This window comes from Yersinia enterocolitica, assembly GCA_002082245.2.
GTDB classification, from domain to species: domain Bacteria; phylum Pseudomonadota; class Gammaproteobacteria; order Enterobacterales; family Enterobacteriaceae; genus Yersinia; species Yersinia enterocolitica_E.
This window is the reverse complement of the sequence record NBTC02000002.1, coordinates 1,640,189-1,653,216: the sequence shown is the minus strand read 5'-3', so window position 1 is coordinate 1,653,216 and position 13,028 is coordinate 1,640,189. Positions and strand designations below refer to the sequence as shown.

Below are 13,028 nucleotides of genomic sequence, written 5' to 3'. Positions count from 1 at the left end.
AGTCGGTTAGATTTACTGGCCGTTTTTGGCGGCAAGGGTGGCGAACCAGGGTGAGTTGAAATCATCGGATTGGCCCCAGCCCGGAATGATTTTACTCAAGCCTGCCACGTTAACCGCGCCGGGTTGACTGGCCAGCAAGGCTTGTGGAATGGATGCAGCACGGAACTCATAACTGGCAGGCGTCTCTTCCCCAGCAATCTTCTTGGCGACCAAACGTAAGTTAACGGCTCCAATCAGTTTAGGATCGACGGCAACACTGACTTTCCATGGGCTATTGGCTTCACGCATCAGTTGTAAATCCTGATTCGATATATCAATGCTGTAGAGTTTGATCTCGGTACGGCCATTTTCCTGTAAGGCTTTATAAGCGCCTTGAGTAAAGGCATCCCAAGTTCCCCAGATTGCGTCGATTTTGCCTTTCGGATATTTTGCCAATACGGCACCGACTTTATTGGCGGTATCACCCTGCACATCAGAAGACACGGCTCCGATAGACTCCAGTTCATGAATACCCGGATTCTGTTTTAGCAGTGCCTGATAAGCGGCCTGGCGACGTTCCATCGGTGGGAAACCGGCAACCCAAAGCTTGATGATATTGGCTTTACCGTTGAAGTCTTTGACCAATTGGCCAAAGGATTCATTGGTCAGGGATGCATCATCCTGCTGAGTGACGGTCAGGCCGGGAATCTCGCCCTGAATAGCGGTATCGAACACCGATACCGCAATGCCGCTGGCTGCAATCCGTTTAACCAGTTCGGTTGAGTACGGGTCACGCCCCTGAGAGAGAATGATGCCGTCATATTTTTGGCTGATGGCCTGATTCACAAAGTCTTGAAAACGGGCGTCGTCACCGTTGCTCAAGAAGGTATCGACTTTGAAACCGAGCTTTTTACCTTCTTTTAATACACCGGACAAAAATTGAGTGGTGTTGTCATCAGATCCCAGGTTACGGATCACGGCAATTTTAATCTGCCCTGGATGTTTGGCGATAGCATCTGGGATCGGGGCTACCGTGGCGGTGTCCGCTGCGAATACCGGCAGTGCTGTCAGTAGGCTCAGGGCCAGTAAAGGGGAAGCAATTTTTTTCATCCAAAACTCCGTCATGGTGTCGATAAGTTATGCAAAGTGAGTGGTGTTGTCGTTGTTATGGCTATCTTTGTGTCTAGACGTCTATTCGCCGCTGTACAGCATCATAACCATAACTATTTTGATTAGGAATTAACTTTGTTATGAATTTTTGGATTGGGTTATATCTTTTAGTTTGGATGGCTTAAATAAGCAGCAAAATAGGGCTAATGGATTATTATGCTGCGAGGAAATAGGCTTAATAACCTTTCTATTACAATGGTTTATTCTTGCGTTGAGTATTCCCTTATTTTTATTAGGATTAATTTTTTATTTCGTTGTTTGCTCAGTACTGATACCCTAATGAAAATGTGTAGTAATCAATAATAGAGGTTCAATTCCATAATATAGATAGGTTTTGCAATTTTAAAGTTAATGATATTTAAAGGATTAAAGTCACTATGGAAAAAGTTAGCAGTCTATATAAATTCAGGCAGGAGAGTGCTGATAGAACACAATTGAGTTTGTGCTGTTTTACCTATAAGAATATCTATTTTTATCTGTCACGCAGTGAGTTTTTATTTCTATTTATTCGCTATTTATTAGCATTGACGGTACTCATTTTTTTAATAATAATACTATTTCCTGATTTAGCAGATGAAGTCTTGTCTTTATCGATTCAGGTTTTCCCCGCAGTCTACTCATTAGTCTTATTGCTGCCTTGCTTCAATCGGTTAACCTACCAAAATCTGACGCCTTATTGGTTGGTTTTTCATCTTTTCCCCATTATTGAAATGGTTATACACAATACAGTTACCTCATTCTTATCAGATTTATTTTTACTGTATCTGATATTTATAAATATTTATGATGTGAAGCTGCCAGATTGTGAGCGAAAAAAACAATTTGCTGCTGTTATAACGGAAGAGTATCCGTTTGGTCTCGCTATTGCTTGCTTTAGTGCATTATATATAAGTTTCTTTCTATTATTTGAACTGGATGATGCCATTATTTCCCTGATGTTACTGTCGTGGATTTTCTTTTTACTGGCAAGGTGGCATTGGCCGGTTGTGATGTTAAATTTATTAGGCGCCATCGGCGTATTTTGGTTTTTCGCATCAGGTTTTGTCGAGATGAAACATCATAAGAATATTATTATTAATGCGCTAATTAAGGTTTCTTTGCTGGACAGTATTCTGTTTCTTATTTTCTCATTAAGCTTATTTATTAATATGCTGTTTTGGTTGGAGGCATGGCAACGGGAGCGGTTGTCCACCATTACCAACATTGTGCGATAAAAAATGCCGGTTAGGTTTCCCCTGACCGGCATTTTTGCTATTTCCTGACAATTTAGTTATTCCCTGACAACCACTTTCGTCAGAGAACACTGTCATACATCAAATCATTTCACTTGCATGCCGGGTTGGGCACCACTGTCTGGGCTAAGCAGGAAGATATCTTTACCGCCAGGGCCTGCCGCCATCACCATACCTTCTGAAAGACCGAAGCGCATTTTGCGAGGTGCCAGGTTAGCCACCATCATGGTCAATCGGCCTTCCAATACTTTCGGGTCAGGATATGCAGAACGGATGCCAGAGAAGACCTGGCGAGTTTGGCCGCCGATATCCAAAGTCAGTTTCAATAACTTATCAGAGCCTTCAACAAATTCTGCCTGCTGAATCAGCGCAATACGCATATCCACTTTAGCAAAATCATCAAAACTGATGGTTTCCTGAATCGGAGAGTCAGCTAATGGCCCGGTGGCTACCACTGTTGGTGCCATATCCGCTTTAGACGAAGTAACCATTTCGTTAACTTTATCTAACTCGATACGATTGAACAGGGCTTTAAAGGTATTGATCTGATGGCCTAACAGCGGTTGTTGAATGCTATCCCACGTTAGTTCGGTATTGAGGAAAGCCTCAGTACGTTCAGTCAGCGATGGCAATACCGGTTTCAGGTAAGTCATCAGTACGCGGAACAGATTGATACCCAAGGAGCAAACCGCTTGTAGGTCGGCATCGCGACCTTCCTCTTTCGCTATCACCCACGGGGCTTGTTCATCAACATAACGATTGGCAATATCAGCCAGTGCCATAATTTCACGGATAGCTTTGCCTGATTCGCGGCTATTATAGGCATCTGCAATGCTGATAGCCGCATCAGTGAAGGTTTTATACAGCACTGGATCTGCCAACTGGTCGGCTAATTTACCGCCAAAGCGTTTATTGATAAAACCTGCATTACGCGAAGCCAGATTCACAACTTTATTGACGATATCGGTATTAACACGCTGGACAAAATCTTCCAGATTTAAATCAATATCATCAATGCGCGAAGAGAGTTTCGCGGCGTAGTAATAACGCAAGCAATCGGCATCAAAGTGTTGCAGGTAGGTGCTGGCTTTAATGAATGTGCCGCGTGATTTCGACATTTTCGCGCCGTTTACCGTGACATAACCATGAACAAAGATATTGGTCGGTTTGCGGAAATTGCTGCCTTCCAACATGGCAGGCCAAAACAGGCTATGGAAGTAAACAATGTCTTTACCAATAAAGTGATAAAGATCGGTTTCAGAACCCTCACGCCAGAACTCATCAAAGTCCAGGTCGCCGCGCTTGTCGCACAGATTCTTAAACGACCCCATATAGCCGATTGGGGCATCCAGCCAGACATAGAAATATTTACCTGGCGCATCCGGTACTTCAAAACCGAAGTAGGGCGCATCACGGGTGATATCCCACTGTTGTAGGCCAGACTCAAACCATTCCTGCATTTTGTTCGCAACTTGCTCTTGCAGCGCGCCAGAACGCGTCCAGGCTTGCAACATATCGCTGAAGGCCGGCAGGTCGAAGAAGAAATGTTCAGATTCGCGCATCACCGGAGTCGCACCAGAAACTGCCGACTTTGGATCGATAAGTTCAGTCGGGCTGTAGGTTGCGCCACACACTTCACAGTTATCGCCATATTGATCTGGCGCTTTACACTTCGGACAGGTGCCTTTGACAAAACGATCGGGCAGGAACATGCCTTTCTCAGGGTCATAGAGCTGAGAAATGGTGCGATTCTTGATATAACCGTTTGCTTTCAGACGGCTGTATATCAGGCTCGACAGTTCACGGTTTTCATCACTGTGAGTGGAGTGATAGTTATCATAACTGATAGCGAAACCGGCGAAATCCTGTTGGTGTTCCTGGCTCATTTCGGCAATCATCTGCTCTGGTTCGATACCCAGTTGCTGAGCTTTCAGCATGATCGGGGTGCCGTGGGCATCATCTGCACAGATAAAATGAACCTGGTTGCCGCGCATTCGCTGGAAACGGACCCAGATATCTGCCTGGATGTGCTCGAGCATGTGGCCGAGATGTATAGAACCGTTAGCGTATGGTAGCGCGGACGTCACCAATATTTTTTTCGCGACTTGAGCCATAGTGGGAAATTGCTTTCTTTATGTCGATTAAAGGGTCTTTGATGTTAACCGATATGCTGGCTTGCCGCTAGGGTAAGGCAACCTGCACTTTGCCTTAAGTCATAATCGGTTTACTTTGGTGACACAGGGGCAACTGAGTTCTGGTACACTATCATTGGTTAATAACGATAAATTCAAGGAGCCGGGATGAGCCCAAAATCCCCCGAGCAGACCACCCCTGACCTGCTGCAATCACAAATTTCAAAGGTTCTTACGGCCTTTACTCACCCAACCTTGCAAAAGGATCTCCATACCCTGCGTGCTATTCACCATTGCGCCTTATTGGACAATGTGTTGCATATCGAGCTGGTGATGCCGTTTGCCTGGCAATATGGTTTTGATGCATTGAAAGAGTCGGTCAGCGGGGAATTGCTGGCAGTGACTGGTGCTAAAGCTATTGATTGGAAACTGTCACATAATATCACCACGCTCAAACGTGCCAATGATCAGCCGGGTATCAAAGGCGTGCGTAATATTGTGGCTGTCAGCTCGGGTAAAGGTGGTGTGGGGAAATCCAGTACCGCCGTTAATCTGGCACTGGCATTGGCGGAAGAGGGGGCCAAAGTCGGCATTCTGGATGCCGATATTTATGGCCCTTCCATTCCCAATATGCTTGGAACCATGAATCAGCGGCCAACGTCCCCTGACGGCAAGCATATGGCACCGATCATGGCTCACGGTCTGGCGACTAACTCGATTGGTTATCTGGTCACTGATGAGAACGCTATGGTGTGGCGCGGCCCAATGGCCAGTAAGGCATTGATGCAGATGCTGCAAGACACCTTATGGCCGGATTTGGATTATTTGGTGATTGATATGCCACCGGGTACCGGTGATATCCAGTTGACGCTGTCGCAAAATATTCCGGTGACGGGAGCATTGGTGGTGACAACGCCACAAGACATTGCCTTAATCGATGCCATGAAAGGCATTGTGATGTTTGAGAAAGTGCATGTGCCAGTGTTGGGTATTATTGAAAATATGAGCATGCATATTTGCAGCAATTGCGGCCATTTGGAGCCTATTTTCGGCACCGGCGGGGCGGAGAAACTGGCGCAGAAGTACCATTGCAAACTGTTGGGCCAAATTCCATTGCATATTTCTTTGCGCGAAGATCTTGATCGCGGCGAACCAACGGTTATTAGCCACCCTGACAGTGAATTTGCTGATATCTATCGCCAACTGGCATCAAATGTGGCGGCAGAGATGTACTGGCAAGGGGAAGCTATCCCAACGGAAATCTCATTCCGCGCGGTGTAACAGCCGCTAACCCCCCTGCGGCGTCAAAGACGCAAAATTATGCCCAAAGTCATTGGCGTTGCAGGTAGGCAGCAAACGAATAAATCCCGATGAGCTGACATAAGTCAGTGATTCGGGTGCGTGAGAGCCGCTAACACCCCTGCGGCGTCAAAGACGCAAAATTATACCCAAAGTCATTGGCGTTGCAGGTAGGCAGCAAACGAATAAATCCCGATGAGCTGACATAAGTCAGTGATTCGGGTGCGTGAGAGCCGCTAACACCCCTGCGGCGTCAAAGACGCAGGGTATAGTGCTGGCATCAAACCCGCTAACTCCTTATAATTGCCGCGCTCGAAGCACCTAGCGTGCTTTGTCTCCCCTCACACTTCGTAATCAGGTCTTTAATTTTATGACTGACAAAGCACACCAGTGCGTCATTATCGGGATAGCGGGTGCCTCAGCCTCCGGAAAAAGTCTTATCGCCAGCACGCTGTATCGCGAATTACGCGAGCAGGTAGGTGACCAACATATCGGCGTTATCCCTGAGGATGGCTATTACAAAGACCAGAGTCATCTGTCAATGGAAGAGCGGGTCAAAACCAACTATGACCATCCCAGTGCCATGGATCACAACTTATTGCTGGAGCATTTGCAATCGTTGAAAGCAGGCCGATCGATTGAGCTGCCGCTTTACAGTTACACTGAGCACACCCGCAAAAAAGAGACCGTCCATTTAGAACCCAAAAAAGTGATTATTTTGGAAGGGATCTTGTTGTTGACCGATATCCGTCTGCGTCAGGAGATGAATTTCTCGATCTTTGTTGATACCCCGCTGGATATCTGCCTGATGCGCCGTATGAAGCGTGATGTTAATGAGCGTGGTCGTTCGATGGATTCTGTGATGGCGCAATATCAGAAGACTGTGCGTCCAATGTTTCTGCAATTTATAGAACCGTCCAAACAATATGCTGACATTATCGTTCCTCGCGGTGGTAAGAACCGAATTGCGATCGATATTCTAAAAGCGAAAATCAGTCAGTTCTTTGAGTAATGTTCGTCTGGACCTTTGCTTCTTAATATGGCAGCTTGCGTAGTAGATAAGCTGTAACATGCGAATTTTGATGGAGATTTTAGCAATGAGACTGTGCGATCGTGACATAGAAGCCTGGCTGGACAGCGGTAAATTAGGTATTGATCCTCGCCCACCGGTAGAACGTATCAATGGTGCCACAGTCGATGTTCGCTTAGGCAACCAATTCCGTGTATTCAATGGTCACACGGCGGCATTTATTGACTTAAGCGGCCCGAAGGATGAAGTCAGCGAAGCGCTGGAACGCGTCATGAGCGATGAAATCAATCTGCCGGAAGGGGAGGCATTCTTCCTGCATCCAGGGGAGTTGGCGCTGGCAGTGACACTGGAGTCGGTGACAATCCCTGATGACTTGGTCGGCTGGCTTGATGGTCGTTCCTCATTAGCTCGCCTTGGATTAATGGTGCATGTTACCGCACACCGTATAGATCCGGGTTGGCAAGGCAGGATTGTGCTGGAGTTCTATAATTCAGGTAAGCTGCCATTAGCGCTACGCCCAGGGATGTTAATTGGCGCGCTGAGTTTTGAACCACTCTCCGGCCCGGCAGCGCGCCCTTATAATAGCCGTCAGGACGCAAAATATCGCGGTCAACAAGGCGCTGTAGCCAGTCGTATCGATAAAGATTAGCCATTTCTTGCGGAAAGTTTAGCCTGTTTGGACTTTTTAGCCTGATTAGACAAGAGGATGTCATGAGACGATTACTGACGACGTTAATTATCCTGCTGGTTGTGTTAGTTGCAGGGATGAGCGCATTAGTATTGCTGGTTAATCCTAATGACTTTCGCGCCTACATGGTCAAACAGGTAGAGAGAAAAAGTGGTTATCAGTTGCAACTGGAAGGGGATTTGCGCTGGCATGTCTGGCCCCAGCTTAGCATTATTGCTGGCCGGACCGCGCTGACTGCCCCCGGTGCGGCGGCACCGGTTGTCAGTGCTGAAAATATGCGCCTGGATGTCAAACTTTGGCCTCTATTATCACATCAACTTGAAGTAAAACAGGTGATGTTGAAAGGGGCGGTTATCCGCTTGACGCCCGACAGTGAAGCCCAACAACAGCCTGACGCTCCTGTTGCACCATCCGGTAATGTGCCTGTTAATGAGCACCGTGCCTGGAAGCTCGACATTAATAAAGTACAAATCGCTGATAGCCTGTTGATTTGGCAGCGGGCAGACAATGATCAAGTCAATGTACGTGATATCAATCTTGAACTTCAACAAGATGCCCAACGCCAAGTACATATCTCTCTCTCCAGCCGTGTTAACCGTAACCAACGTGATGTGACTTTCTCAATGGTCGCGGATGCAGACATGCGCCATTATCCACAGCAGTACAGCGCCAATATCAGCCAATTCAGTTATAAATTGGAAGGTGCGGATATTCCTGTTGGCGGCGTGAGCGGCGAAGGGACACTACAAGCCAGTTATCAACACGATATTCAACAATTATTGCTGAACCAACTGAGCTTCTCAGCTAATAACAACCAGTTGACGGGGACCGCCAAGGCCACCTTGGGGAAGGTACCTGATTATGTTATCAATTTGGCTGCCGACAATCTTAATCTGGACTCTATTTTTGGTTGGGAGTCTAAAAGTACGGTTGTCAGCAAAGAAACGGCCAAACAGCTTGCCGTGACAGCGCCGGTGATTGCGATTCAGGCTGAGGATGATGTCGGGCAGGACTTGCAAGCATTACGCGACTTTACCGCCCAAATATCGCTAACGGCGAATAACCTGGTCTATCGGGCGATTAAAATCAGTCAACTCAATCTTCAAGCCTCTAATCAGCGCGGGAATGTAGAGATTAGCCGCTTAACCGGTAGTGCGGTTGAGGGCGATTTTTCGTTGCCAGGCTCACTGGATGTGACGGGCAAGAGGGTTCTGGCTACCGTTAACCCAGTGATAAACCATATGGAATTGGGGCCGGTTCTATTGGCCGCCGGTTTGCCGCCGATGATGACGGGCAAATTTTCCATGAAAGCTCAGTTGTCTGGTGATGGTCTTAATGTTGAGGCATTCAACCACCGTTGGCAGGGGGATGCGCAGTTCGGCATGACTAATGCGCGGCTGGAAGGGCTGAATATTCAACAGCTTATTCAACAGGCGGTGACCCGCAGTTCCAGTGATGTCAAAGGTCAGGATCGTTATGAGCGTTATACTGAGGTTACACAGCTACAAGCGAGCCTGGCTTTGCACCGAGGATCAATGAAAGTCAGTAATCTTAGTGCCGATTCGGCGTTGATTTCCATTAAAGGTAACGGGTCACTTAATTTACCCGAACAGCAATGTGATATGAATCTGGCGGTACGGGTTATGCAAGGCTGGAGCGGGCAAGATAGCCTGGTAAAAATGTTGCAAGGTACTGATATCCCTCTGCGCATTTATGGTCCGTGGACTCAGCTTAGCTATCAATTGAATGTCGAACAGTTGTTGCGTAATGAATTACAGCAACGAGCTAAAAAAGCACTCAATGATTGGGCTGAGCGTAATCAACAAAACCGTGCTAGCAAAGATCTTAAAAAGCTTATCGATAAGCTTTAATTACCCATTATCTCCGATAGGCATGGCTGTTTATCGGAGATAATGACGGCATACTGTTATCCATTTGTTGTGTAATTGTTCGCCAATCTCGCCATTCAAAACATAAAATCCTCTCTCTTGCTCACAAACTACTATTTGTTTCTAAAATCTCTGCGAATCATTGATAGATGTCATAAACTCGCCGATGGACTTTGGGCAGAGTGCAGAGCCATTTAAGTATTTTAACGATAATAATGCTGAAGCAATATTTAGCAACACACAGCAACAGGCAAGATTCAGAGAGGGTATATGTTAGATCTTTTGATTGGGATAGTCGTGGCCGTAGGTGTAGGCCGTTATATTATTAAAGGCTATTCAGCAACAGGTGTGCTGATGGTCGGTGGTTTACTGCTATTAATTATCAGTGCCTTAATGGGCAAGAATGTATTACCTGCCAGTGCGACCTCAACCGGCTGGCGGGCGACGGACATTGTTGAATATGTCAAAATCTTGCTGATGAGCCGTGGTGGCGATCTTGGCATGATGATCATGATGCTATGTGGCTTTGCGGCTTATATGACCCATATCGGTGCCAATGATGTCGTGGTTAAGATTGCCTCTAAACCACTGCAAATGATCAATTCCCCATACTTACTGATGGTTGCGGCTTATCTTGTGGCCTGCTTGATGTCGTTGGCGGTATCATCGGCAACCGGGTTGGGCGTGTTACTGATGGCGACACTGTTCCCAGTGATGGTTAACGTCGGTATCAGTCGGGGTGCCGCAGCTGCAATCTGTGCATCACCGGCGGCAATTATTCTCGCGCCAACCTCAGGCGATGTGGTACTGGCAGCGAAAGCCTCTGAGATGCCATTAGTCGATTTTGCTTTTAAAACCACCTTACCTATCTCTATTGCCGCGATTGTCTGCATGGCTATCGCTCACTTCTTCTGGCAGCGCTATCTGGATAATAAAAGTCAGGAAAAGCATGAGATGATGGATGTTAATGACATCACCACCAATGCGCCGGGTTTCTACGCCATTTTACCCTTTACCCCGATTATCGGCGTGTTGATATTTGACGGTAAATGGGGGCCGGAACTGCATATTATTACGGTGTTGGTGATTTGCATGCTGATTGCCGCCGTCATTGAATTCTTACGCAGCTTCAGTGCTAAAACGGTATTTACCGGCCTTGAGGTGGCTTATCGTGGCATGGCCGATGCGTTTGCTACTGTAGTAATGCTTTTGGTTGCCGCCGGGGTATTTGCACAAGGGTTGAGTACCGTTGGTTTTATCAGTGGTCTGATTGGGCTAGCTCAATCTTTTGGTACCGGTGGCATTATTATGATGCTGGTACTGGTGGTGATTACGATGCTGGCGGCCATGACCACCGGGTCAGGCAATGCGCCGTTCTATGCGTTTGTTGAATTGATTCCAAAACTGGCAGCTCAGATGGGGATAAATCCAGCCTATCTGGTTATTCCGATGCTACAGGCTTCAAATTTGGGGCGTACTTTATCCCCGGTTTCAGGCGTGGTGGTTGCTGTTGCTGGTATGGCAAAAATTTCACCATTTGAAGTGGTGAAACGCACCTCGGTACCGGTTTTAGTCGGGTTGGTGGTGGTGATTGTTGCCACTGAGATTCTGGTGCCTGTGCACTTGTAATCACAATCTATCACGATAAAAAAGCCGGGCGAGTTTACCCGGCTTTTACGCCAAATCACGATGGTTTATTACACTTCATAATCTGGGTCAGGCACTTTCAGCGGTGTTATTTTTACCTTCAAGATACGATGGCTGCTGACTTCCAAGGGCTCAAATAGGTAGTCACCAATTTTCATCTGTTCACCGACCTGTGGGATGCGCTGGGTATACTCCATGATTAACCCGGCCAAGGTGTGATATTCACGTTTATCATCGATAGGTAGCGGCAGATAGAGCACCAAATCTTCCAGCGGCATATAGCCATTCGCAATCCAGCAACCATCCTCGGTTTGCTGAATATCATGACGGGCATCCAACTCTTCACCGGCCACGGGCAGATTACCAGCAATGGTTTCCATCACATCGGTCAGGGTAACCACCCCTTCGATGGAACCGAATTCATCCACGACAAAGGCAAAATGCGTCTGTGCCTGACGGAACTGCTCTAATGCCATCAACAGCGAAACCTGCTCGGGGAAAATCAACGGTTGGCGAATCAATGCGCGTAAGTCGAGCTTTTCATCTGCTAACTGTTGCCTTAATAAATCAATGACGTGAATAACGCCCAAGGGTTCATCTGTCGAACTATCTTCAGTAACCACAATTCGGGTATGCAAATTTTTTGTCAGCAACTGAGTCAGTTTCTCTGGCGGATCGTTAAGATCCAGATACTCAACATCATGCCGTGATGTCATGATGCTGCTCACGGTACGTTGCGCCAGCCCCAACACCCGTTCAATCATGCGGCGTTCCTGCTCATTGAACACCTCTTGGCCGACACTGGTATTATCAGCGATCAGGTTAGCAGTATGGTTATCCAGCTCGGCCTCTTCGTGTTTGCCACTTAGCATACGTAACACTGCTTCTGCGGTTCTTTCACGTAACGGTCTAACCGTTGACAAAAAGCGACGGCGATTGAATTGTGCGAATTGATTGAGCGATTCAATAATGACGGAGAAACCAATCGCAGCGTACAGATATCCTTTTGGAATATGGTAACCAAAGCCTTCAGCCACTAAGCTGAAACCGATCATCAGTAAGAAGCTCAGACAGAGTATGACAATGGTTGGATGCGCGTTGACAAAACGGGTTAATGGCTTACTGGCCAACAGCATCAAACCTATGGCAATACAGACCGCAGCCATCATGACCGCGAGGTGGTCTACCATACCGACGGCAGTAATAACCGAATCGAGCGAGAATATGGCATCCAGCACCACAATTTGTGCGACGACCGGCCAAAATCGTGCACCTTTGCGCTGCTGACCTTGATGCTGGTCCTTGCCTTCAAGCCGCTCGTTTAACTCCATGGTGGCTTTAAAGAGCAGGAATACCCCACCGACCAGCATGATTAAGTCACGGGCGCTGAACGGGTGGCCAGATAAGGTGACCAAGGGAGCCGTTAATGTGGCCAGCCATGAAATACTGGCTAACAGCACCAAACGCATCAACAGTGCGCACAGTAAACCGGTAACTCTGGCTTTATCTCGTTGATGACGTGGAAGCTTTTCTGCCAAAATGGCGATAAATATCAGGTTGTCAATGCCTAATACAATTTCGAGCACTACCAGCGTTGCCAGTCCTGCCCAAATAGTAGGATCTGCGATCCATTCCATATATCCAATTTCACCTTTGATTTCTACGGCTTATGCCGCCAAAGTGAATAATGGGCTTATACTTGGGAATTTTCAAATCTAAATATAAAAATTGGATGAGATTGAAAATAAAAAGTATGCTAGAGAACTGCCGTAAACTTACATCTAAATGGTTGAAGTGGATATATTATTATGGTATGCGCATTCTGGTGAACATATAAAAATCACAGATGTTTCCTAGTTAAAGTCAAAGTTAATGCTATATAATAGCCATAAAATAAAATGATTAATTGGGTGTGTTTTCCTTGCTAAAATCATGCATTCTGCAATGCAAGATATGCGTAAA

At 46.7% G+C, this 13,028-nt stretch carries 9 protein-coding genes; 6 read left to right on the top strand and 3 right to left on the bottom strand.

Annotated features, from left to right (window positions below):
• Positions 1-12 precede the first annotated feature (12 nt).
• Positions 13-1,104 (bottom strand): sugar ABC transporter substrate-binding protein, encoded by a 1,092-nt coding sequence (locus tag A6J66_008985; protein PNM24315.1) that lies wholly within the window; start codon positions 1,102-1,104, stop codon positions 13-15.
• Positions 1,105-1,526: 422 nt separating this feature from the next.
• On the opposite strand from A6J66_008985, the gene A6J66_008980 reads away from it, so the two are divergent.
• Complete coding sequence (locus A6J66_008980; protein PNM24314.1) at positions 1,527-2,363, top strand: hypothetical protein; 837 nt, start codon at positions 1,527-1,529, stop codon at positions 2,361-2,363.
• A gap of 104 nt (positions 2,364-2,467) precedes the next feature.
• Here A6J66_008980 and metG read toward each other — a convergent pair whose 3' ends face one another.
• On the bottom strand, positions 2,468-4,495 hold the full coding sequence (gene metG / locus A6J66_008975; GenBank protein ID PNM24313.1) for a methionine--tRNA ligase: 2,028 nt from the start codon (positions 4,493-4,495) through the stop codon (positions 2,468-2,470).
• Positions 4,496-4,681: 186 nt separating this feature from the next.
• On the opposite strand from metG, the gene A6J66_008970 reads away from it, so the two are divergent.
• From A6J66_008970 to A6J66_008950, 5 genes are all read left to right on the top strand, one after another.
• Positions 4,682-5,794, top strand: coding sequence for an iron-sulfur cluster carrier protein ApbC (locus tag A6J66_008970; protein PNM24312.1), 1,113 nt, complete (start codon positions 4,682-4,684; stop codon positions 5,792-5,794).
• Positions 5,795-6,182: 388 nt separating this feature from the next.
• On the top strand, positions 6,183-6,824 hold the full coding sequence (locus A6J66_008965; protein PNM24311.1) for a uridine kinase: 642 nt from the start codon (positions 6,183-6,185) through the stop codon (positions 6,822-6,824).
• Positions 6,825-6,909: 85 nt separating this feature from the next.
• The gene (locus A6J66_008960; GenBank protein PNM24310.1) at positions 6,910-7,491 is read left to right on the top strand and encodes a dCTP deaminase; all 582 of its coding nucleotides are present in this window, start codon (positions 6,910-6,912) and stop codon (positions 7,489-7,491) included.
• A gap of 62 nt (positions 7,492-7,553) precedes the next feature.
• Positions 7,554-9,401: an outer membrane assembly protein AsmA gene (locus A6J66_008955; protein ID PNM24309.1), complete on the top strand. Its 1,848-nt coding sequence runs from the start codon at positions 7,554-7,556 to the stop codon at positions 9,399-9,401.
• 288 nt (positions 9,402-9,689) lie between these two features.
• The gene (locus A6J66_008950) at positions 9,690-11,048 is read left to right on the top strand and encodes an anaerobic C4-dicarboxylate transporter DcuC (GenBank protein PNM24308.1); all 1,359 of its coding nucleotides are present in this window, start codon (positions 9,690-9,692) and stop codon (positions 11,046-11,048) included.
• A gap of 68 nt (positions 11,049-11,116) precedes the next feature.
• Here the strand turns inward: A6J66_008950 and A6J66_008945 are convergent, their stop codons facing one another.
• Positions 11,117-12,703, bottom strand: coding sequence for a TerC family protein (locus tag A6J66_008945; GenBank protein ID PNM24307.1), 1,587 nt, complete (start codon positions 12,701-12,703; stop codon positions 11,117-11,119).
• Positions 12,704-13,028: the final 325 nt, after the last annotated feature.